Raw genomic sequence first — 20,805 nt, forward strand, 5'->3', positions numbered from 1 at the left:
GGCTGTGTCCTCGCCGCCCTTGTGAGCGCCGGCAAAATGGATGAATAGTCAGGACAGGGCGCGGCCCTGAAATTGCCTGCTTGCGGCTTTCAGGTTGCGTCACAGCCGAGCCGGGTTTTTGAATGGTCGATCCTGAGCCACGCAAGAGAAGAGGTCCGCTCGCCGCCCGGCTGCTGGCGCTGGACGCTTGGCTCGATTCCTCGCTCTACGAGATCGGGTTCAAGGCGCGCCAGTTCTGGGAAGCCGCGACGATCTTCTCACGGCGTTTCCGGCTCAAGGGCTGGCGCCGCGGCATCGTCGAACTTTTGAGCGAAGGCTTTACGCTTGGCGCCGGCGGCATCGTCGTCATGCTGGCGCTGGCCATTCCGGCCTTCCAGGACACCTCGGGCGACTGGCGGGCGCAGGGCGACTTCGCCGTCACCTTCCTCGACCGTTACGGCAACGAGATCGGCCAGCGCGGCATCATCCAGCGCGATTCCGTGCCGGTCGACGAGATGCCCGATCATGTCATCAAGGCGGTGCTCGCCACCGAGGATCGCCGCTTTTTCGACCATTACGGCATCGACGTGCTCGGCCTTTCCAGGGCCATCTTCGAGAATGTGCGGGCGAATTCGGTCGTCCAGGGCGGCTCCAGCATCACCCAGCAGTTGGCCAAGAACCTGTTCCTGACCAATGAGCGGACCTTCGAGCGCAAGATCAAGGAAGCCTTCCTGTCGCTGTGGCTCGAGGCCAACCTGTCGAAGAAGGAAATCCTGCAGCTCTATCTCGACCGCGCCTATATGGGCGGCGGCACGTTCGGCATCGAGGCGGCGGCGGATTTCTATTTCGGCAAGAGCGTCAAGGACCTGAACCTTGCCGAGGCCGCCATGCTGGCCGGCCTGTTCAAGGCGCCGACCAAATATGCACCGCACATCAACCTGCCGGCGGCGCGTGCGCGCGCCAATGTGGTGCTGTCCAACCTTGTCGATTCCGGCTTCATGACCGAGGGCCAGGTGCTGCAGGCCAGGCTGCATCCCGCCGACGTCGTCGATCGCGGCGAACAGAAGAGCCCGGATTACTATCTCGACTGGGCCTTCGATGAGGTCAAGAAGATCGCCAAGCCTGGCCAGCATTCGCTGGTTGCCCACACCACCTTCGACGCCAACATCCAGAAGGCGGCGGAGGAGTCCGTCGAGTTCCACCTGCGCCAGTTCGGCAAGGAGTACAACGTCACCGAGGGTGCCGTGGTGGTCATCGAGACCAACGGCGCGGTGCGGGCGATCGTCGGCGGCCGCGACTACGGCGCCAGCCAGTTCAACCGCGCCACCAAGGCGCTGCGCCAAACCGGCTCATCGTTCAAGCCCTATGTCTACGCCACGGCGATGGAACACGGTTTTACGCCGAACTCGATCATCTCGGGCGGGCCGATCAGCTGGGGCAACTGGTCGCCGCACAATTACAGCGGCGGGTCGGCTGGCAACGTCACGTTGCTGATGGCGATGGCGAAGTCGATCAACACGGTGCCGGTGCGACTGGCCAAGGACCATCTCGGCATCGCTCCCATCAAGGCGATGGCGGAAGCGTTTGGCGTGGAATCGCCTCTCGAGGGACACAAGACGATGGTGCTCGGCACTTCGGGCATGACCGTGATGGACCAGGCGACCGGCTACAGCGTGTTTGCCCAGAACGGCTTCGTCGGCTCCAGGCATGGCATCACGCAGCTCGTCACCCGTACTGGCGACGTGGTGTATGACTGGACCAAGGACGCGCCGCCGCCGCATCGTGTGCTCTCCGAGCAGGCGTTGAAATCCATGAACACCATGCTGACGGCCGTACCGGTGATAGGCACGGCACGGCGCGCCCAGATCCCCAACATCGTCGTCGCCGGTAAGACTGGCACGACGCAATCCTACCGCGATGCCTGGTTTGTCGGCTTCACCGGCAACTACACGGCGGCCGTGTGGCTAGGCAACGATGACTTCACCCCAACCAAGAACATGACCGGCGGCTCGCTGCCGGCGATGGTGTGGCAGCGGCTGATGGTCTACGCGCATCAGAACATCGACTTGAAGCCGATCCCCGGCATCGACAAGCCGTTCGTCGACGAGGAGATCGCGGCCAAGGCCGCGGAAGCCCAGAAGAAGAGCGAGGACCAGGCGGCAGCCGAAGCCGCCGCCGAACGCCCGCCGGTGCTGTCCAGCCGAACCACGCAGACGCTGAGGGACATGACCCAACTGTTCCAGACGGCCCCCAGGCTCGACACCTCCACCACGCCCGAAACGCTTTCGGCGTTGTGATTGCGTCTTCCCTCTCCCCCTGCGGGAGAAGGTGGATCGGCGCTCAGCGCCGAGACGGTTGAGGGGTGCGCGACGGAGTCATTGCCAAGCTGGAACACCCCTCATCCGACCGAGCTTCGCTCGGCCACCTTCTCCCACAGGGGGAGAAGGAAGAGGCGCCCCCTAAACACGCCTCTTACCTCCAAATCGGAAGCCTCCGCTTGCCACGAGGCCCCGCGCCGCGATATCCCCGAGCGGCAATCCTCTGTGAACCCGGCCCTTCATGCTCAAAAATGCCTTCCTGATGCTGCTTTCGCTTGCCATAGCCATCGGCGGCGGCAGCGCCAGCGTCTGGTATGCACTGAAGATCCAGGACGGTGTCGGCGCGATCAGGATCGGCCAATGGACCGCTTTTCCCGACATTGGCACGCCGGCCGCGGACCCCTATTCCAAGGCGCGCGTGGCACGCGAGGGTGTGCTAACGCTCGGCCGTGCGGAAGGCCTGTCCTTCGTCGCGGAAAATGACGCTGCCGGCGATCAACTCAAGCGGCAATGCACCTACACGATAGAGGGAGGGTTTCCGACCGCCCGCTTCTGGACGCTTTATGCCGCCGATCAATCGCTCGGCGTCATCGAAACCGGCAAACCGCGACTTGCGGCACTTCAGTCCTACGAGGTGGTTCGCCAGCCCGACAATTCGGTGATCATTTCCGCCGGCCACCACCCAATGTCCGGCAACTGGCTTCTGACCGACGGTTCTGGGCGGATGTATTTCGTCTTGACCTTCTACGACACGCCGATCGCCAGCAGCACCGGCCTGTCGGACGTTTCGTTGCCCAAGATCGTGAAGGTGGGCTGCGATGCGTAGCGTCCATGCCGCGATGCGGAGGCTCTTTCACGCCGTCCTGCTCGGCCTCGTCGGCGCCGGCATCGTCCACATCGTCGTCTTGCTTCTGGTGCCGGAATTCTCGGAACGTGACGCCTGGTCGCGTCTTTCCATGGCCTCGGATCTCTACAGGATGAACCGGCTCGATGCCGAGGCGGGCGGCGCGCCGGTGGTGAAATCGGTCGATCCGCTGTTTTATGCCACGGCCTGCCGCTTCGACCTTGACGAGGGAATTGTCCGGATCAGGGCGCCGGGAAACGTGCCCTTCTGGTCGGTGTCGGTCTATGACCGCAGCGGCCACAACATCTATTCCTTCAACGACCATACCGCGACAGGCGGCAAACTGGATGCCGTGGTGCTGACGCCGGCGCAGATGATCGACGTGCGCAAGGACCTTCCCGAGGATATGCAGGGAGCGATCTTCGTCGAGGCGCCGATCAACGAGGGCATTTTCGTCATCCGCAGCTTCGTGCCGGACGACAGCTGGAAGCCGATCGTGTCGCGCTTTCTCGATCAGAGTTCCTGCGAGCTGCAGGACTTCTAGCGCCGCCTAGATCCGTTTAAGCACCACGCTTCAATGGTGCGGAACAGGCTTCGTCCGCGATGATCCCGGCGTGTCCGGATCGACAGGCCGCACCTCGCCGGCCTGGGACCGCTCGTAGCGGATGCCAGGAAAGATGATCACCGCCGCCGGTATTTCGGTGGCTTGCTTTACTCGATTGGTCGGTGCCGTTCGCGGCACGAAAGACAGTACCATGCCCATGATCCGCGCATTCCTCTCGGTTTCCCCGGAGCACAACGCAACGCCTCCAAATGTTATTAAGGCCGGCAGAGGGTTAACGGAGCGCTAACGGATCATCGCTAACTTGATCTTTGTTCTAAGGTCAGCTCTGACCGAGGCAATCGCGAAACCGGCACAGCCTGGTTGAGCGTGGCAAAGTGTGTATCGAGTATCGGGCGTATCCTTCGTGTCATCTTCGGACTTCAGGCAAATCGCTGTTCGGACGGAATCGGGAAGGGCCGAAAGGCTTTTCCGCGCTGCGGTATCGGCATTCTGCTCGCTGACCCGCCCCTCACGCCGCGAGATCGGCCAGCTCGAGGACCTGACGCTGCCGCTGTTCGACGATGTGTCCCTTGAATCGCGACGCTACGTGGCAGCCGCCCTTTCCGAATGCGAATATGCGCCCGCCGCGCTGGTGCGCCGCCTGTGCGAGGAACCGGTCGACGTCGCCGCGCCGCTGCTCATCCGCTCGCGCGCGGTCAGTGACATCGACCTCATCGCGCTGATCGGCCGGCATGGGCTGCCGCACGCACGCGCCATCGCGCGGCGCAAGGATCTGAACCCGACCATCGCCGACCTGATCAGGGCGCTTGAAAGACCCACCCTGGTGCGCGTGCGCGATCCAGAGGCGCAAGCTCCAACGGTGCCGACGGCGCCGATCGTGGCCGCCGTCACCACGGACGTGGCGCAAGACAGTGCGGCAGCACAACAGGCCTCCGGCATTGCCGCCGAGAATGCACGGCGCAGGCTGCGCTCCATGATGCGCACCGGCGACGAGGCCCTGGCGGCGCAGGTCGATGCGTTCCCTGGCTCGGATACCTATGTCAAACTGCGCGAGACGGCGCTGACGGGAAACGCCGCGTTCTTCCAGACGGCGCTTGCGGATGCCCTCGACATCGATTTCTCGACCGCGCAATCACTGACCGCTAACCAGAATTATGCCCCGCTGCTTGCGGCGCTGCGCTCGCTCGATTTCAGCGAGGACCGGGCGTTCCTGATCACGGTCGCCGTCTATCCCGGCCTGTTCCCGCATCCGCAGGCGATCCGCACCTACCTCGACCGGTACCGGCTGCTGCATCGCGACGTGGCTCTGGAGAGGGTGCGGGGCTGGAAGGCCGAAACGCTGCATAAAGTGGTTCGCGAGGCCGCGCCTGCAAACGGCGACAGCCGCACGGCATCGAACAGCGACGATGCCGTGACGTCCTCCGGCCTCAGGGCATCTTCACGGAAATAAGCTCCTCGACGGGGACGGCGCCGGCCTCGATTTCGACCACCCAAATGTCGGGATCGAACTTCTTTTCCCTTTCGAGGCGCGCGTCGAGCGCGGCGGCATCGTTGCTGGCGGCAAGCAGGGTGAAGAAGCGGTCGTCGGGCCTGGCCGAATCGTAACTTGTCTGCGGCGCCGGTCCATAGAGGGCCATTTCACCCATCCTGTCCCGGGCCAGCACGAAAACAGCGCCTGCCTCGGTCGCGCCGCGCTTGACCACCGCGGCAAATCCGCCGGCGCTGAAAATCCGGCGCAACAGGGCCGAAACCCACAGATCCGATGTGACGCGCATGAAAACTCCGCAAAGCGTGCGGGCTATGTATCGCTGTTTCCGCGGCGAGGCGATCCGTCATTTTGCCGTTAGTTGGTAAGGCCGATCTCGCGCATCTTGACGTAGACGATCTCATCGGGTTCGCCGGTCTGCGGCAACCCGAACAGCGACTGGAATTCCTTGATCGCCGCCTTGGTGCGGGCACCGACGACCCCGTCCAGTTGCATGTCGTCATTGCCGAACGCCTTCAGTCCGGCCTGGATCTTGACGATGCGAGGATCAGGCCCCTGCAACGCTGCATTCGTCTCCAAGTCATTCTGCCCAGAACTTGTCTGCCCAGAACCTGTCTGCAAAGACACCGGAACGGCGGCCGGCGTGTCCGGACGCGGCTGCGGTTTCGGCACGGCGGCGGTCTTCGGCGTCGCGCCCAGTTGATCCAGCAGCAGCGCGTCGATCTCGCCGGAGGCGTTGAGCCCGACCTTCTGCTGGTAGGCTTCTATGGCCTTGCGCGTATTGGGGCCCGAAATGCCATCGACCGTGCCGGAATAGAAGTCGAGGTCCTTCAATATGCCCTGCACCTGCTCGACCACCGGATCGCCCTTGATCGGAGCGGGCGCCGCATTAGGCCGCACGATGTTGATCGTGGTCTCGGGCTCGTCGGTGGCCGTATGTGGAAATCCCTGAAAGCTGCGGGTGGCGAAAAACGCCCCGGCGTGCGGGAAAGGCTGATACCACAGCGCATTCGCCGAGACATAGAACAGCGTCACCAGGAATGCCGTCGATCCGCCCACCAGGACAGGATTTCGCGAAATCATGCCGCCGACGGCAATGGCGCCGTCCTGGAAGGCATTGCTGCGGCGTTTGACCGCCTTAGGCCGTCTTGCGGAGCGAGCCATCCCTGTCCCCTTTCGCCCTCATCACCGGCATCGTCAGCACTCCGGTCTGATTGACTGGGCGCCCCTTCGGCCCGTTGACCGGCAGGCTGATGGTCACCGTGGTGCCCTCGCCCGGCATGCTTTCGATCGACATCGTGCCTTCGTGCAGCGCCACCAGGCCCTTCACCAGGGAAAGACCAAGACCGGTGCCCTCGAAACGGCGGGTGTAGTCGTTCTGGATCTGCATGAAGGGCTTGCCGAGATTTGCGAAATCCTCCTCGGCGATGCCGATGCCGGTGTCCCTGACCCAGAAATGCAGACGCGAGCCGATCCGCTTGGCGCCGACGACGACATCGCCGCCGTCAGGCGTGAACTTGACCGCGTTGGAAACGAGATTGATGAGGATCTGCTGCACGGCCCGGCGATCGGCGTTGATGTCGCCGGCGTCCGGCGCGATCTGCGTCTGCAGGTCGATGTTCTTGGCTTGCGCCTGCAGCCGCATCATCGACTGGCACATTTCCACGGCTTCCATGAACCGGAACGGCTCCGGTTCCGTTGCGTAGGCGCCCGATTCGATCCTCGATACGTCGAGTATGGATGTCACGACGGCCAGCAGATGTTGGCCGGAATCGCGCACCAGGCCGACATATTCCTTCTGGCGCGGGTCCTTGAAGGCGCCGAACATCTCGTGCAGCAGCATGTCCGAGAAGCCGATGATGGCATTCAACGGCGTGCGCAGTTCATGGCTCACCACCGCCAGGAACCGGCCCTTGGCCACTTCGGCGGCGGCCGCCGCCTCATTGGCCCGCGCCAGTTCTTCGCGCAGCCGGGCGGTCTCGTCATTCTCGCGCAGGACCAGCGTGAAGACATCGCCCTGCTCTTCGCCGCGCACCAGTTCGAGCGCGAACGGCCGATAATTGTCAGCCATCAGGCGATTGTCACCTTGGCCATTGCCGTTCTGGGGCAACCTGATGCGCAGTTCGAGGCGGCGCGACAGGGCGCCATCGCGCATGTCGGCCAAGGCGCTGAGATAGGCGACACGGTCGGACAGATGGACGCGGTCGAAGAAGCCGGTTCCCGAAAGCAACTCCGGCGGCAATTTCAAAAGCGTCCGTGCTCTGGCCGAGGCGTCCAGGACTTCGCCATGGCGAGCGACGCGCAGGACCACCGCATCGATGATATCTTCCAGCCGATCCCCCGTATCGGCTCTATCGGCCGCACCGGCGGTGTCGCGAAACGCCGATATGCGCGGCACGACCGTGAGCGCCCAGGCCAGCGGCACCAGCCAATGCCAGGCGGCGATCTGCGCGCCCGCGAATGGAAGGAAGGCCGCGGACAGCGGCTGAAGGGCAATCGCGACGACGGCCGAGGCAGCCCCCCACAGCGCCGCACGGCGCGAGGCGCCGATCCACCAGGCTTCGAACGGCAGCGCCACGACGAGCATGGCGACAGGAGAGCTCAAGCCGCCGGCGGCACTGATAAGGCCACCAAGCGCGACGGCCGCCATCGCCAGTGCGATCCGTGCCGCCACGGCCATCCTGCCGGTCGCCGCCGCCAGCAGGGCGATGAACCAGCACAGACCGAAGGCCGCGAAGATGGCGGCCATGGTCACCGCGGCGCCCATGCCCGATGTAACCAGCGTGACCGCGGCACCGGCTGCGAAGAACGGCGCCGCCAGCATGACGCCGATGAAGCGGCGCTGGCGCTCGCGGTCGCCCTGACCGAGAATGGAGGGATGGACCATACGTTCGCAACCGGCGGCAATCGCGCCAGGCAATTCAGCGTATCTGGCCTTGATCGGCATCAACTCAACGCACTCGCACTCGTCGTGAACAGCTCTGCTTCCGCAGATTGTTTTGATTGGCTCTGAAACTCTCATCCAGCGTTTAAGGAATGGATAAGGGCAGGCCCGACCAAAGCCCGGCCCGTGTCAAATATCGGGATGCTTGCCCTCGAAAACCCGGTCAAATGCCGCCATAGTAAATGGAGGGTTATCCGGGAATGCCTGCCCACAGTGGACCAGGGGTGGGCACGAAAACGCTCGAGTTTTATAAAAGCGCAATGGAAACAGCCAGATAAATGGTTATTGGTCGGTAACGAAAATCGCCCCGATATGAGACAAATCAATCGCAAAATGCTTCGTTTCGAATTTGCCTAAAATTTGAGGAAAATTGTCGGATGACCCGCAAGCCGTCCTTCGTGCCTGTGTGCCAACATCCTGCCATAAAGAGGTCATGCCATGTGATGCATGATCCGGTCACGACGAGAGGCAAGGCATGTTCTTCCTGATAAGAATGGCTTTCTGGTTTTCCCTGGTGCTGCTGGCGCTGCCCCTGACTGCCGGTTCGGACGAACCAGGGCAGGAAAGCGTCGGGCCGATCCAGGCCTTGTTCGCGGCACGCGACGCAGTCGGTGACATTGCCGGCATTTGCGAGCGCAAGCCCGATGTCTGCGAAACCGGCAAGTCCGCCATGCACACCATCACGGCACGCGCCAAGGAGACCGCCAAGATCGCAGCGGCGATGCTGGACGACAAGTCCGCCGGCCCCGACACTTCGACAATGACCGGCAGCGTGGCCGAGAACATCGTGCTGCCTGAGACAGTCAACCTGCCGGTAAAGAATTAAGCCGTCTCGACGGCGCACCGCGGGCCGTCTGCCCTCTCGACGCCCGCGGTGTCCTTGTTTTTTCCGTGACGCGGCGCCGCTGGGGTTTTTTCCGTGACGCGGCGCCGCTGGGGTTTTTTCCGTGACGCGGCGCCGCCGGATCACTATATCCGGGTCATGACGGCCTCGATCCAGACGATCCGCGATGACTTCTCCTTCCTTGACGAATGGGAGGACCGCTATCGCTATGTCATCGAACTCGGCGAAGCATTGCCTCCATTTCCCGAGGAGGAACGCAACGCCGCCAACAAGGTGCCCGGCTGCGTCAGCCAGGTTTGGCTGACCACCGAACGGGGACCGGGCCCCGATCCGGTCATTGCGTTCAGGGGCGATTCCGATGCCCATATCGTGCGCGGACTGGTCGCGATCGTGCTGGCGCTGTTTTCGGGACGGACCGCCAGCGAAATCCAGAAGACCGATGCCGAAGCGACGCTGAAGGCGCTCGGCCTGGACGAACACCTGTCGCCCCAGCGCGCCAATGGCCTCCGCTCGATGGTCAAGCGCATCAAGCGCGATGCCGAGATGGCGCTCGAACAGACCGCCTGAGTTCCCTGTCCGTCTACATCCCTGCCCGTCTACCAAGCCGCAAAATCAAACGGCGCCCGAAGGCGCCGTTGATGTCGGTTAAGCCTGACGAGGAGCGATTACCGCGCCTTGCGCTTGCGGCCGAGGCCCATCTTCTTGGCGAGCTGTGAACGAGCCGCCGCGTAGTTCGGGGCAACCATCGGATAGCTCGGGTCGAGGTTCCACTTTTCGCGATACTGCTCCGGCGTCAGGTCATAATGGGTCATCAGGTGACGCTTGAGCGACTTGAACTTCTTGCCGTCCTCGAGACAGACGATGTAGTCGTCATGGACGGAGCGCTTCGGGTTTACAGCCGGCTTCTGCTTGTCGGCAGGGGGCTGCTCGGCGGTTCCGCCCACACGCCCGAGGGCAGCGTGGACATCGGATATCAGGTTCGGCAGTTCGCCGACCGGCACCGGATTGTTGCTGACATAGGCAGCCACCACATCGGCGGTGAGCTCGATCAGCGCTTCATTGTTTCGGGAAGGTGATTCGACAATATCCATGGTCTTCAGGCCCCAACAAGAGTGACGTCGATTGTGCCCATTTTTGCAGGCAGGGCATTGCACGAATTTTGTGCAGGTAGAGCTTCTGCGATTCGTGTCGCGGGCACATCAATGCGGCCATCGATCAAGTAAGTCAATTCACTCACTGCATTATATTTACGAATGTTGATCAACTATTCGTCGTTCAGCTTCAATCTTTCGTGCATCATGTAATTTTTCGATATTTTTCGGCCAAACGGGCAAAGGCTGACGTGGCGTCAGCTCGCCGTTACATTCGAGATAACTCACGAAACGGGTTTGAATGCTCGGATTTGCTTGGCCATCGCGCTTGCAACCTTGGTTGTTCACATCTGTCCACAAAACCACAGGTTGCTGATCGTCTTTTTCGCGCAAGGCAACCAGGCGAGATGTCCGCCGGCCGGCCGCCTCGATTGGCCACTTGCCAAGCCGCGAATACGGTCGCATGAGACGGGCCGGCAAAGACCAAAGAAACGGGCACAGCGAGACGCAATGACCAAGACTTCCGCATTTCCATCCGTCAGCCCGCCGGTGCCCGAGAAGCGGCCGGTTACCGACACGCATCACGGCATCACGCGAACAGATGAGTATGCCTGGCTGCGTGCCGACAATTGGCAGGAGATGTTCCGGGATCCTTCCCTGCTCGATGCGGGGATACGCGCCGAACTCGAAGCCGAGAACGCCTACCAGTCGAAGCTGATGGCCGATACTTCAGACCTGCGGAAGCAGCTTTTCAAAGAAATGAAGGGCCGCATCAAGGAGGATGATTCTTCGGTTCCCATGAAGGACGGGCCATATGCCTATGGTTCCTCCTTCAAGCTTGGCGGCGAGCAGCCGCGCTATTTCCGCACGCCGCGCGACGGCGGCACCGAGCGGATCCTGCTCGACGGCGACGCAGAGGCGGAGGGCAAGGCCTATTTCCGGCTCGGCGGTGTCGATCATTCGTCCGACCACGCCAAGCTGCTGTGGGCCTTCGACGACAAGGGCTCCGAATTCTACACGCTGCGCGTGCGCGACCTTGCCGACGGCAAGGATCTGGCGGACCAGATACAGGCCACGGGCGGGTCGGGCGTGTGGGACGCCGGCAATGACGGATTCTTCTACACCCGTCTCGACCCCAACCACCGGCCATCAAAGGTGCTGTTCCATGCATTGGGACAGAACCCTGAGGACGACCACCTGATCTATGAGGAGACCGACCCCGGTTTCTTCATGAATGTCGACGGCACCCGCAACAGCGAATGGATCATGATCGGCATCAACGATCACGAGACCTCGGAATACCGGCTGTTGAGCGCAAGCGATCCGTTTGCCGAACCCAAGCTCGTTTCGGCGCGCGAGACTGGCCTTCAATATGAGCTGGAGGAAGGCGGCGACATCTTCTTCATCCTGACCAACGCGGACGGGGCGAAGGACTTCAAGATCATGACGGCGCCGGCAAGCGATCCGGTGCGTGCCAACTGGCAGGAGCTGGTGCCGCACGAGCCGGGCCGGCTGATCCTGTCGGTGATCGGCTTCAAGGACCATATGGTCCGACTCGAGCGCAAGGAGGGCCTGCCGCGCATCGTCGTGCGCGACCGTACGAATGGCGAAGAACACCTGATTTCTTTCGATGAGGAGGCGTTCTCGCTCGGTCTTTCGGGCTCGTATGAATACGACACCGAAACCATGCGCTTTTCCTATTCGTCGATGACGACGCCGTCGCAGGTGTTCGACTACAACATGCGCACGCGCGAGCGGGTACTGCTCAAGACCCAGGAAGTGCCGTCCGGCCACGACCCGGACCACTATGTCACGAGGCGCTTGATGGCGCCCGCCGCCGATGGCGAACTGGTGCCGATCTCGCTTCTGCACCACCGCGACACGCCGCTGGACGGATCCGCACCTTGTCTGCTCTATGGCTACGGTTCCTACGGCATCACCGTGCCGGCCGCCTTCAACACCAACTGGTTCTCGCTGGTCGACCGCGGCATTGTCTTTGCCATCGCTCATGTCCGTGGCGGCAAGGACAAGGGCTATGGCTGGTACGATGACGGCAAGCGTGAGCACAAGATGAACACGTTCACCGACTTCATCGCCTGTGCGCGTCACCTCGTTGCCGAGCGCTATACGGCGCATGACCGCATCGTCGCGCAAGGTGGCTCGGCCGGCGGCATGCTGATGGGCGCCATAGCCAACATGGCGCCGGACTGTTTCGGCGGCATCGTCGCAGAGGTTCCGTTCGTCGACGTGCTCACCACCATGCTCGACGCGACCCTGCCGCTGACCCCGCCTGAATGGCCGGAATGGGGCAATCCGATCGCGTCAGCCGACGACTACCGCACGATCGCCGCCTACTCGCCCTACGACAACGTCGCGGCGCTCGACTACCCGCCGATCCTGGCGCTCGCCGGCCTCACCGATCCGCGCGTCACCTATTGGGAGCCGGCCAAATGGGTGGCGCGGCTGCGCGACCGCAAGAGCGGCGACAATCCGGTGCTGTTCAAGATCAATATGGATTCCGGCCACGCCGGTGCTTCGGGCCGGTTTTCACGCCTGGAAGAGATAGCCTATACCTATGCCTTCACACTGAAGGTGACGGGCAAGGCCCAGCTTGCCTAGGAGACCCGTCGATGATCGATCTGTCCACATTGATCGCCTACGTCGCCGTTGTGTTCGGCTTTGTCTTTGTTCCGGGTCCGGCCACCCTGCTGACGATCGCCCGCGCAACGAGTTCGGGCACGAAGGTCGGGATCGCAACGGGTGCAGGGATCGCGGCCGGCGACATGTTTCACACAGCCATGGCGATGGTAGGCATCTCGGCCGTCATCGCCACCTCCGCGACGCTGTTCAGCGTCGTGAAGTATATCGGCGCGGCCTACCTCGTTTATCTCGGCATCCGCGCGATCATCGAAAAGACGCCCGCCGATCCGACTGCCGGCAAGCTTGCGATCTCCGCCGGCAAGGCATTCGGGCAAGCTGTCCTTACCGAAGTGCTCAATCCCAAGACCGCGCTTTTCTTTCTCGCCTTCCTGCCTCAGTTCGTGCGGCCTGAAAACGGGTTGGTGATGCTCCAGTTGATGACGCTCGGGGTGATCTTCGTTCTGCTGGGCCTTTTCAGCACGGTCGTTTTTGCGGTGAGCGCCGGGCGGCTCGGTACCTTCCTGCGCCGAAACCCGACGGTGCTGAAATGGCAGGGCAAGGTTGTCGGCGGCATCTACTGCGCCTTGGGTGTTCGCCTGGCTTTGCAACAGCGCTGACGGCGGGCGGGTCGCATCTTCCGCCAGGCACGACGATCATGATTTTTTGAATTCCGAGCTGCTGATTTCCGCTCGCAATTGCGACGGTCGCGCGCTACCCAAAGCACGATTTTCCCGGGCGATGAGCCCATACTCGCATAAGGGTCCACTATGCTGCTCGTCGACGTCTATCTCGACAAATCGCCGATCCAGGGCATCGGCGTCTTTGCCAAGAACCACATCCCCAAGGGCACGCTGGTCTGGAAGCTCGACCCCAGGTTCGACCGGATCATCGACGTGGAAACCTATGAGGGCGAGACGGGGCCGGTGAAGAACTATCTCGACCGCTATTCCTACCCCGACAGGCGCGACCCGGCCTATATCGTCTTCGAAGCGGACGATGCCCGCTACATGAACCATGACGACGAGCCGAATTGCGACGTCTCCTCGCCTGAGGAAACCTATGCCTTGCGCGACATCGCAGCGGGCGAGGAGTTGACCTGCAACTACAATCTTTTCTTCGAAACGGGTTTCGATTTCCTCGGCGACCGGCACCTGTAGTCGATAGTCAGCTCGCCGGCTTGCGCGCCGGATAGCCGTTTGGATGTGGCGGTACAGCCTTGAGGTAAGCGGCGATGGCCGCCCGATCCTGCGGCGTCAGCTCGGCCATATTGCGCTGCACGTCGACCATGGCGCCGCCGACAGAATCGAAATCCGGCGTGAAGCCGGTCTCGAGATAGTTGGCGATGTCGGATTCCGACCAGTTGCCGATGCCGCCCTCGCCCGACGTGATGTTCGGCACGACGCCCTTGCCTTCGGCGGCGACGGCGCCGGCCAGCCATTCACTTTTCCTGCTGCCTCCGGCAAGGTCACGCGGCGTATGGCATTCGCCGCAATGGCCGGGTCCCTCGACCAGATAGCGGCCAGCCATCACCGGTTCAGGCGTGCCACCGGGTAGAGGAATGACCGGCTGATCGCTGAGATAGAGGCGCTTCCACAGGCCGATGCCACGTCGGATGTTGAATGGGAATGCCAGCGAGTTGTCCGGCGCCTTGCCAGCGACCGCGGGCAGGGTCTTCAGGAAAGCATAGAGGTCGGCAATGTCGGCCGGATTCATGCGCGCGTAGGAAGCGTAGGGGAATGCCGGATAAAAATGCTGACCCGAGGGCGACACGCCCTTCAGCATGGCGTTGGCGAGATCATCGAGCGACCATGCGCCGATGCCGTCCTTGGGATCTTGCGAAATGTTGGGGGGAACGAAGGTGCCGAACGGCGTCTTGAGTTCGAGGCCGCCCACCAACTGAAGCCGGGCATCGCCTTGCGAGCCCGGTTTTGCATGGCAGGAGGTGCAGCCGCCCGCGTAGAAAATGCGCTTGCCCTTGGCTGCGTCACCTGGCCCAAGCTTGGCCAGGGCCTGCGTGTCCAGCGTCGCCGGCGCCGACAGGACCCAGCCTGCAACCGCGCCGACGCCACCCAGGATGATGAGGGCGCCGACGAGTTTTTTCAGCCGGGACATTGCCCGCTATCAGCCCTTCTTCACGCGATAGGTCTGGTGGCAGGTGCCGCAATCCGAGCCGATGGCGCCGACTTGCGCTTTCAGCGCGTCGACGTTGGCGGGAGCCGCCGCGACCGCCGCCTTGACGTCGGCAAGATACTTGTCTTCGGTGGCCTTGAAGCCGGCCATGTCTTCCCAGATTTTTGGCGCCGCCGTCGTGTCGCCGGTATCGCTGCCTTTCGGGAACAAGGCGTCGGCGTCGAACGTCTCGGCATTCGCCTGCAGCGCCTGCAGTTGCGTCAGCACGGCCGCGGCATCGAAGGGCTCCTCGCCCTTGGCCACTTTCGCCAAGCCGCCGACGATCTTTCCGCGCTCCTTCATCAGAGCCTGCCTATCGAGGATCGGATCGGCAGAGGCGGCCGAACCGGCGAAGGCGAGCATTGAGATGGCGATGACAAGCTTTCTCATTCATTTGGCTCCATGATGAAGGCATTTCGGGACGGAACGTTAACGGATGCGACGGGTGGAATATTCCCCTTCGCCTGAATGATTTCTGCCGGACCTTTGCTATTGCGTGACTTCGACGCGGAAAAGAAAAGCCCCGGAGTGCCGGGGCTTTTCTGACGATCGATCACTTCGCCTTTTCGTATAGTTCCAGGACGTGGTCCCAGTTGATGAGGCTGTCGACGAACGCCTCGAGATATTTCGGCCGGGCGTTGCGATAGTCGATGTAATAGGAATGTTCCCAGACGTCGACGCCGAGGATCGGCGATGCGCCGTGGACGAGCGGATTTTCACCGTTCGGCGTCTTCGAGATCGCCAGCTTGCCGTCCTTGACCGAGACCCAGGCCCAGCCAGAACCGAACTGCGTCGTGCCGGCGGCGATGAAGTCGGCCTTGAACTTGTCGTAACCGCCGAGGTCGCTGTCGACCGCCTTCTGCAGTGCGCCGGGGAGCTTGTTGCCGCCGCCGCCCTTCTTCATCCACTTCCAGAAATGGATGTGGTTGTAGTGCTGCGCGGCATTGTTGAAGAGACCGGCGTTCTTGCCGAACGACTGCTTGACCACCTCTTCGACCGACAGATCCCCAAGACCGGCTTCGGCGGCCAGCTTGTTGCCGTTGTCGACATAGGCCTTGTGGTGCTTGTCGTGGTGATACTCCAGCGTCTCTTTCGACATATAGGGCTGTAGGGCCTCGTAGTCGTAGGGCAGAGCGGGCAATTCGAAAGCCATGGATGGTACTCCCTCGTGGAAAAATCCGGTGTTGATACCGGATTAACATAGGTCTGGATTGAGCTGGAACAACTCCGGAAATGAAACGCCGGTCCCTTTCTAGGCGGGTTGCGGAAAACTGTCACACGGTTTTGCGGCAACAAACCGGGCAGCGACAAAACGACCGGGCCGGCGCCTCAGCCGGTTGTCGTCGAATGCGCCCAGTCCAATAGAGCTCGCGCGCCTTCTTGGCCACCGGCCCGGGTTGCAGGTCGCGGTCCTCGATGCGGGTGATCGGCACCACCTTGGAATGGTTTCCGGTGGAGAATATCTCGTCCGCCTCAAGGAACTCGCGCACGGACAACGTCTTTTCGGTGGTTTTGAAGCCATATTCGCCAAGCAAATTTATCGTGCGCGAGCGGGTTATACCGGACAGGAAGGTGCCGTTCGGCGCCGGCGTAAAGACATGACCGTCCTTGACCAGGAAGACGTTCGAGGTGCCCGTCTCGGCGACGTTGCCAAGCATGTCGAGCACCATCGCGTTGTCGAAGCCGCGCATCTTGGCCTCGAGAATGGCACGGCCGTTGTTGGGATAAAGGCAACCGGCCTTGGCGTTGGTAGGCATGGTTTCGATGGTCGGGCGCCGGAACGGCGACACCGTCACCGAAAAGCCGGACGGCGGGATCATCGGCGATTCGTAGAGGCAAAGGCAGAAACGGGTCGAGGCAGGATCGGCCGGCACGCCCATGTAGCCGCCATGCTCGGCCCAGTACATCGGCCTGATGTAGACAGCCGTCTTGCCGTCGAACTTCTTCAATCCGTCCCAGGTCAGCCCGACGATCTGCTCCGGCGTCATGTTCGGCTTGAGGCCGAGCGCGATCGCCGAGGCGTTCACTCTCTTGGCATGAAGATCGAGGTCGGGCGCCACGCCTTCGAACCAGCGGCCGCCGTCGAACACGCTGGTGCCAAGCCACATGGCGTGGCTGCGCGGCCCCAGGATGGCGACGTTGCCCTCGTACCAGTCGCCATCGACGAAAGTCCATGTCGCGGATTGCGCTGCGGCCGCCAGTGTCATCGCGTTTTTCCCGTTCCGATCAATCGTATGGCAGCATTGGATGACGCTTTGGCCGGCGCCGTCAACCGGCATAGGGGAGTTTTGTTGAGGCCAGAGGCAGGCGCGATGCAATCGGGGCTTGCACCTTGCCCCGCCTCGCCCCAAAACTGTCGCTATGCAATACGCGGCCTATGTTTTCGACGCCTACGGCACGCTGTTCGACGTGCATGCCGCAGTGCGTCGCCATGCCGACCAGATCGGGCCGGACGGCCAGTTGCTGTCCGAAATCTGGCGCGCCAAGCAGCTCGAATATTCCTGGGTGCGAACGTTGATGGGCGGCTATGCCGATTTCTGGCAGTTAACCGAGCAAGCGCTCGATTTCGCCCTGCGCAAGGTGCCCTCGGCCGATCCAGGGCTCAAGGCGAACCTGCTGGAAGCCTACTGGCGGCTGGATTGCTATCCCGAAGTACCGGCGGTGCTGAAAGCGCTCAAGGCTTCGGGCGCCCGGCTGGCGATCCTCTCCAACGGCTCGCCCGAAATGCTGCAGGCCGCGGTCAAGTCCGCCGCGCTCGAGCAGGTTCTGGACGACGTCTATTCCGTCGATGCGGTGCGGCGCTTCAAGACCGATCCAGCGGTCTACGACATGGTCGCCACCGGCTGGCGCCTCTATCCCGGCGCGGTTTCCTTCCAGTCCTCCAATCGCTGGGACATCGCAGGCGCCACCAAATTCGGCTTCCGCACGGTGTGGATCAACCGTTCCAACCAGCCAGAGGAATACCGGGACTTTCCGCCGGCCTTGATCTTGCCGAGCCTCGAAGCCCTGGTATCCGGCGGCTAGGCCACAGGCTGTGGCCGGTCACAGGCTGTGGCCATGGCGCCACAGTGGCGGGACGGTCACAGCTTCGCCTTTGTTTGTCCACGTTCGGGCCAGAATCGGAACCGCCTATCGCGCCAGGTGTTGTCAGGCACCCGCAACAGCGGTCGGTGTATTCACGCTTTGTTGGAATTTGAGTCCTAAAGAAGGCAACTATGTCCATAACCGAAATCGAATCCTTTCGCCTCAGCCGTCGCGGCTTCCTCAACGCCGCCGCGCTGGGCGCCGCCTCGATCGCGGTTTCCGCATGCGCCACCACCGGGCCAGGCCCGGTGGAACCGCCGCCGCCAACCTATGTCGAGCCGCCGCTTGCCGACTATGCCACGATGTACGCGGCCGTCAGCGATGGCGGCTTCGATCTGCCGGCCATCCCGGTCGACAGGATCGATCCGCAGTTCCTGCGCCAGATCGTTCCCGACCCGACCGGACAGAAGCCGGGAACCATCGTCGTCGATACGACAGGCCATTTCCTCTATCTGGTCCGCCCGGGCGGCCAGGCCATCCGCTATGGCGTCGGTCTCGGCCGTGCCGGCTTCGAATGGTCGGGCGACGCCGTCGTCCAGTGGAAGCAGAAATGGCCGAAATGGACACCGCCGGATGAAATGATCGCCCGGCAGCCGGAGTTGAAGCAATACAGCGCAGACAATGGCGGCATGCCCGGCGGGCTGAAAAACCCGCTCGGCGCGCGCGCGCTCTATCTCTTCCAAGGCAACGTCGACACGCTCTACCGCTTGCACGGCTCGCCGGAGTGGCGCTCGATCGGCAAATCGGTTTCGTCGGGCTGCGTGCGCCTGATGAACCAGGACATCATTGATCTCTACGACCGCGTGCCATCGAAATCACCGGTCATCGTGACCAGCGATGCCAGGCAGCCGATGGTTGCGGCGGCGACGGCAAACCACAAGGCCATTCCGATCGACGCCGGCGTGCCGGACGGATCGGTACTGCTCGGGCCGGTCAAGGCGATCACGGATTCGATTTTCTGAGCCGACAACATCTATGGACGGGCTCCGGCGCCATGTGTCCAGCGGACGCGCGGCGCTGTAGGGAGTGGGGCCTTGGCTCCCTCCCCGGCCGGAAGTTCAGCGTCCCCTCGACAGGCTCCCCAAGATCCCGCGCACGATCGCGCGTCCGACAGATGAGCCGACCGAACGCACCACCGACTTGATCGCGGCCTCGGCCACGGTCTGGCGATTGGAGGGGCGCGGCGCGGGTGCCCGCCTGCCGCCGGATTGCGGCGGATCGTCATTGCCGAAGCCCGGGATGGTCCAGCGCGAGCCGCCTGTGCCGGCCTGCTGCGCCTGCTGTTCGGCGTCCTGCGCCTCCTTGGCTTTCTTCTGCAGCATCTCGAAAGCCGATTCGCGATCGATGACCTCATCATACTGGCCGATGACCGGACTTTCAGCGATCAGCTTTTGCCGCTCGGCGGGGGTTATGGGTCCAAGCCGCGACGAGGGTGGGCGAATCAAAGTGCGTTGCACCATGGACGGCACGCCCTTGGCCTCCAGTGTCGAGACCAGCGCCTCGCCGGTGGCGAGTTGGGTGATGGTTGTGGCGCAGTCGAAATCGGGGTTCGGCCGGAACGTCTCGGCCGCCGTCCTCACCGCCTGCTGCTCACGCGGCGTATAGGCGCGCAGCGCGTGCTGGACGCGATTGCCGAGCTGGGCCAGGACCTTTTCGGGAATATCCAGGGGATTCTGCGTGACGAAATAGACGCCTACCCCTTTCGAACGGATCAGGCGGACAACCTGTTCGACGCGGTCGATCAGCACCTTCGGCGCTTCGTCGAACAGCAGATGCGCCTCGTCGAAGAAGAACACCAGCTTCGGCTTGTCGGGGTCGCCGACTTCGGGCAGCACCTCGAACAGTTCCGACATCAGCCACAACAGGAAGGTGGCGTAGAGCCGCGGGTTCATCATCAGCTTATCGGCGGCAAGCACGCTGATGGCGCCGCGCCCGTCGCGGGTGGTGCGCATGATGTCGGAGATCCGCAAGGCCGGCTCGCCGAAGAAGTTTGCCGCGCCTTGCTGCTCCAGGACCAGCAGCGTGCGCTGGATGGCCCCCACGGAAGGCTTCGTCACATTGCCATAGCGCGATCCGATCTCGTCGGCGCGCTCGGCGATGTTGGCGAGCAGCGCCTGCAGGTCCTTCATGTCGAGCAGCAGCAGGCCTTCCTCGTCGGCCAGGCGGAAAGCGATGTTCATAATGCCTTCCTGTGCCTCGGTGAGGTTCATCAGGCGCGACAGAAGCAGCGGCCCCATTTCCGAGACGGTGGCGCGGATCGGATGACCCTGCTCGCCGAACAGGTCCCAGAAAATGACCGGAAATTCCTGGAAGTCATAGGGGTCGAGCTTGACCTGTTCGGCCCGCTTGACCAGGAAATCCTGGGCCGTGCCGATCATGGCGATGCCGGACAGGTCGCCCTTGATGTCGGCGCAGAACACCGGCACGCCGGCATTGGAAAAACCTTCGGCCAATATCTGCAAGGTGACGGTCTTGCCGGTGCCGGTGGCGCCGGTGACCAGGCCATGGCGGTTTCCATATTGCAGCAGCAATTGCTCGGGACGCTGATAGCTGTCGTCCGGCTTGCGGCTGGCGCCGATGAAAATACTGGTGTCGTCAGCCATGTATCCGGTCTCCGCAAACGGGTGTGTCTAAAGCCAATGGCCAAGCCGCAGGTATAGTCAGGCTGCTGCGCAGCGACAATGCCAAATGTCCGGGCCAAATGTCCGGGCCAAACGTCCGGGCCAATCGTCCAAATCGGACCAATCGACAAAATCGGATTTTTGGAACTTGCGGATTTTGCTGGTGTTTGGCAATCGTTCATGGTCCGTCCACGCAGGCGAACCTATATCTGAAGGGATC

The 20,805-nt window shown here is 62.5% G+C and carries 21 protein-coding genes and 1 pseudogene; 11 read left to right on the forward strand and 11 right to left on the reverse strand.

The window, feature by feature from the left end:
* Nucleotides 1-122: 122 nt before the first annotated feature.
* From X743_RS162620 to X743_RS162610, 3 genes are all read left to right on the forward strand, one after another.
* A complete protein-coding gene (locus X743_RS162620; protein ID WP_023764381.1) occupies nt 123-2,276 on the forward strand; it encodes a penicillin-binding protein 1A in 2,154 nt (717 codons plus the stop codon).
* Between the two features lie 262 nt (nt 2,277-2,538).
* The gene (locus X743_RS162615; RefSeq protein WP_023764382.1) at nt 2,539-3,123 is read left to right on the forward strand and encodes a DUF1214 domain-containing protein; all 585 of its coding nucleotides are present in this window, start codon (nt 2,539-2,541) and stop codon (nt 3,121-3,123) included.
* A complete protein-coding gene (locus X743_RS162610; RefSeq protein WP_023764383.1) occupies nt 3,116-3,685 on the forward strand; it encodes a DUF1254 domain-containing protein in 570 nt (189 codons plus the stop codon). The genes X743_RS162615 and X743_RS162610 overlap by 8 nt, the downstream gene beginning before the upstream one ends.
* Nucleotides 3,686-3,715: 30 nt before the next feature.
* On the opposite strand, the gene X743_RS0135535 is transcribed toward X743_RS162610, so the two are convergent.
* Nucleotides 3,716-3,898 (reverse strand): hypothetical protein, encoded by a 183-nt coding sequence (locus X743_RS0135535; RefSeq protein ID WP_245264166.1) that lies wholly within the window; start codon nt 3,896-3,898, stop codon nt 3,716-3,718.
* Between the two features lie 211 nt (nt 3,899-4,109).
* Between X743_RS0135535 and X743_RS162605 the strand changes: the two genes are divergently transcribed.
* Nucleotides 4,110-5,156, forward strand: coding sequence for a hypothetical protein (locus tag X743_RS162605; RefSeq protein ID WP_023764385.1), 1,047 nt, complete (start codon nt 4,110-4,112; stop codon nt 5,154-5,156).
* On the opposite strand, the gene X743_RS162600 is transcribed toward X743_RS162605, so the two are convergent.
* The 3 genes from X743_RS162600 to X743_RS162590 form a co-directional block, all read right to left on the reverse strand.
* Nucleotides 5,134-5,481, reverse strand: a complete 348-nt coding sequence (locus X743_RS162600; protein WP_023764386.1) for a DUF1491 family protein — start codon at nt 5,479-5,481, stop codon at nt 5,134-5,136. The two genes, X743_RS162605 and X743_RS162600, sit on opposite strands and share 23 nt — an antisense overlap.
* 68 nt (nt 5,482-5,549) lie before the next feature.
* Entirely contained in the window at nt 5,550-6,356 is an 807-nt protein-coding gene (locus X743_RS162595; protein ID WP_023764387.1) for a peptidoglycan-binding protein, read from the reverse strand.
* On the reverse strand, nt 6,331-8,079 hold the full coding sequence (locus X743_RS162590; protein ID WP_031257499.1) for a HAMP domain-containing sensor histidine kinase: 1,749 nt from the start codon (nt 8,077-8,079) through the stop codon (nt 6,331-6,333). Before X743_RS162590 ends, X743_RS162595 begins: the two co-directional genes overlap by 26 nt.
* 532 nt (nt 8,080-8,611) lie before the next feature.
* On the opposite strand from X743_RS162590, the gene X743_RS162585 reads away from it, so the two are divergent.
* On the forward strand, nt 8,612-8,962 hold the full coding sequence (locus X743_RS162585; protein ID WP_023764389.1) for a DUF5330 domain-containing protein: 351 nt from the start codon (nt 8,612-8,614) through the stop codon (nt 8,960-8,962).
* Between the two features lie 156 nt (nt 8,963-9,118).
* Nucleotides 9,119-9,547 carry a SufE family protein gene (locus X743_RS162580; protein ID WP_023764390.1) on the forward strand — a complete coding sequence of 143 codons (429 nt, stop codon included), beginning with the start codon at nt 9,119-9,121 and terminating at the stop codon, nt 9,545-9,547.
* A gap of 98 nt (nt 9,548-9,645) precedes the next feature.
* Here the strand turns inward: X743_RS162580 and X743_RS162575 are convergent, their stop codons facing one another.
* The gene (locus tag X743_RS162575; RefSeq protein WP_013896464.1) at nt 9,646-10,071 is read right to left on the reverse strand and encodes a MucR family transcriptional regulator; all 426 of its coding nucleotides are present in this window, start codon (nt 10,069-10,071) and stop codon (nt 9,646-9,648) included.
* Nucleotides 10,072-10,227: 156 nt separating this feature from the next.
* On the reverse strand, nt 10,228-10,536 hold the full coding sequence (locus tag X743_RS1000000171940) for a hypothetical protein (protein WP_198028415.1): 309 nt from the start codon (nt 10,534-10,536) through the stop codon (nt 10,228-10,230).
* 45 nt (nt 10,537-10,581) lie between these two features.
* Here X743_RS1000000171940 and X743_RS162570 point away from each other — a divergent pair, with 45 nt between their 5' ends.
* The 3 genes from X743_RS162570 to X743_RS162560 all read left to right on the forward strand — a co-directional run bounded on the left by X743_RS162570 (nt 10,582) and on the right by X743_RS162560 (nt 13,868).
* Complete coding sequence (locus X743_RS162570) at nt 10,582-12,690, forward strand: S9 family peptidase (protein ID WP_023764391.1); 2,109 nt, start codon at nt 10,582-10,584, stop codon at nt 12,688-12,690.
* Nucleotides 12,691-12,701: 11 nt separating this feature from the next.
* Nucleotides 12,702-13,328, forward strand: a complete 627-nt coding sequence (locus tag X743_RS162565) for a LysE family translocator (RefSeq protein WP_023764392.1) — start codon at nt 12,702-12,704, stop codon at nt 13,326-13,328.
* Between the two features lie 150 nt (nt 13,329-13,478).
* Entirely contained in the window at nt 13,479-13,868 is a 390-nt protein-coding gene (locus tag X743_RS162560; RefSeq protein WP_023764393.1) for an SET domain-containing protein-lysine N-methyltransferase, read from the forward strand.
* A gap of 7 nt (nt 13,869-13,875) precedes the next feature.
* Here the strand turns inward: X743_RS162560 and X743_RS162555 are convergent, their stop codons facing one another.
* The 4 genes and pseudogenes from X743_RS162555 to X743_RS01000000168680 form a co-directional block, all read right to left on the reverse strand.
* On the reverse strand, nt 13,876-14,823 hold the full coding sequence (locus X743_RS162555) for a cytochrome c (RefSeq protein ID WP_023764394.1): 948 nt from the start codon (nt 14,821-14,823) through the stop codon (nt 13,876-13,878).
* A gap of 9 nt (nt 14,824-14,832) precedes the next feature.
* Complete coding sequence (locus X743_RS162550; protein WP_023764395.1) at nt 14,833-15,270, reverse strand: cytochrome c; 438 nt, start codon at nt 15,268-15,270, stop codon at nt 14,833-14,835.
* A 163-nt stretch (nt 15,271-15,433) separates the two neighbouring features.
* Nucleotides 15,434-16,033 (reverse strand): superoxide dismutase, encoded by a 600-nt coding sequence (locus tag X743_RS162545; RefSeq protein ID WP_013532667.1) that lies wholly within the window; start codon nt 16,031-16,033, stop codon nt 15,434-15,436.
* Between the two features lie 176 nt (nt 16,034-16,209).
* Nucleotides 16,210-17,087 (reverse strand): annotated as a pseudogene (locus X743_RS01000000168680) (branched-chain amino acid aminotransferase).
* 154 nt (nt 17,088-17,241) lie between these two features.
* On the opposite strand from X743_RS01000000168680, the gene X743_RS162540 reads away from it, so the two are divergent.
* Nucleotides 17,242-17,904: a haloacid dehalogenase type II gene (locus X743_RS162540; RefSeq protein WP_023764396.1), complete on the forward strand. Its 663-nt coding sequence runs from the start codon at nt 17,242-17,244 to the stop codon at nt 17,902-17,904.
* A 191-nt stretch (nt 17,905-18,095) separates the two neighbouring features.
* The gene (locus tag X743_RS162535) at nt 18,096-18,926 is read left to right on the forward strand and encodes a L,D-transpeptidase (RefSeq protein WP_023764397.1); all 831 of its coding nucleotides are present in this window, start codon (nt 18,096-18,098) and stop codon (nt 18,924-18,926) included.
* A 96-nt stretch (nt 18,927-19,022) separates the two neighbouring features.
* Here the strand turns inward: X743_RS162535 and X743_RS162530 are convergent, their stop codons facing one another.
* A complete protein-coding gene (locus tag X743_RS162530; RefSeq protein WP_023764398.1) occupies nt 19,023-20,567 on the reverse strand; it encodes a helicase HerA-like C-terminal domain-containing protein in 1,545 nt (514 codons plus the stop codon).
* Nucleotides 20,568-20,805: the final 238 nt, after the last annotated feature.

The organism is Mesorhizobium sp. LNHC232B00, from assembly GCF_000502435.1.
Lineage (GTDB): Bacteria > Pseudomonadota > Alphaproteobacteria > Rhizobiales > Rhizobiaceae > Mesorhizobium > Mesorhizobium opportunistum.

Excerpts from the sequence above, each read along its gene's own strand:
- X743_RS162585 (WP_023764389.1), top strand. The coding sequence starts at position 8,612 with ATGTTCTTCCTGATAAGAATGGCTTTCTGGTTTTCCCTGGTGCTGCTG.
- X743_RS162540 (WP_023764396.1), top strand. The coding sequence starts at position 17,242 with ATGCAATACGCGGCCTATGTTTTCGACGCCTACGGCACGCTGTTCGAC.
- X743_RS162530 (WP_023764398.1), bottom strand. The coding sequence starts at position 20,567 with ATGGCTGACGACACCAGTATTTTCATCGGCGCCAGCCGCAAGCCGGAC.
- X743_RS162595 (WP_023764387.1), bottom strand. The coding sequence starts at position 6,356 with ATGGCTCGCTCCGCAAGACGGCCTAAGGCGGTCAAACGCCGCAGCAAT.
- X743_RS162600 (WP_023764386.1), bottom strand. The coding sequence starts at position 5,481 with ATGCGCGTCACATCGGATCTGTGGGTTTCGGCCCTGTTGCGCCGGATT.
- X743_RS162575 (WP_013896464.1), bottom strand. The coding sequence starts at position 10,071 with ATGGATATTGTCGAATCACCTTCCCGAAACAATGAAGCGCTGATCGAG.
- X743_RS162555 (WP_023764394.1), bottom strand. The coding sequence starts at position 14,823 with ATGTCCCGGCTGAAAAAACTCGTCGGCGCCCTCATCATCCTGGGTGGC.
- X743_RS162550 (WP_023764395.1), bottom strand. The coding sequence starts at position 15,270 with ATGAGAAAGCTTGTCATCGCCATCTCAATGCTCGCCTTCGCCGGTTCG.
- X743_RS162545 (WP_013532667.1), bottom strand. The coding sequence starts at position 16,033 with ATGGCTTTCGAATTGCCCGCTCTGCCCTACGACTACGAGGCCCTACAG.
- X743_RS1000000171940 (WP_198028415.1), bottom strand. The coding sequence starts at position 10,536 with ATGCGACCGTATTCGCGGCTTGGCAAGTGGCCAATCGAGGCGGCCGGC.
- X743_RS162565 (WP_023764392.1), top strand. The coding sequence starts at position 12,702 with ATGATCGATCTGTCCACATTGATCGCCTACGTCGCCGTTGTGTTCGGC.
- X743_RS162560 (WP_023764393.1), top strand. The coding sequence starts at position 13,479 with ATGCTGCTCGTCGACGTCTATCTCGACAAATCGCCGATCCAGGGCATC.
- X743_RS0135535 (WP_245264166.1), bottom strand. The coding sequence starts at position 3,898 with ATGGTACTGTCTTTCGTGCCGCGAACGGCACCGACCAATCGAGTAAAG.
- X743_RS162580 (WP_023764390.1), top strand. The coding sequence starts at position 9,119 with ATGACGGCCTCGATCCAGACGATCCGCGATGACTTCTCCTTCCTTGAC.
- X743_RS162620 (WP_023764381.1), top strand. The coding sequence starts at position 123 with ATGGTCGATCCTGAGCCACGCAAGAGAAGAGGTCCGCTCGCCGCCCGG.
- X743_RS162590 (WP_031257499.1), bottom strand. The coding sequence starts at position 8,079 with ATGGTCCATCCCTCCATTCTCGGTCAGGGCGACCGCGAGCGCCAGCGC.
- X743_RS162535 (WP_023764397.1), top strand. The coding sequence starts at position 18,096 with ATGTCCATAACCGAAATCGAATCCTTTCGCCTCAGCCGTCGCGGCTTC.
- X743_RS162615 (WP_023764382.1), top strand. The coding sequence starts at position 2,539 with ATGCTCAAAAATGCCTTCCTGATGCTGCTTTCGCTTGCCATAGCCATC.
- X743_RS162610 (WP_023764383.1), top strand. The coding sequence starts at position 3,116 with ATGCGTAGCGTCCATGCCGCGATGCGGAGGCTCTTTCACGCCGTCCTG.
- X743_RS162570 (WP_023764391.1), top strand. The coding sequence starts at position 10,582 with ATGACCAAGACTTCCGCATTTCCATCCGTCAGCCCGCCGGTGCCCGAG.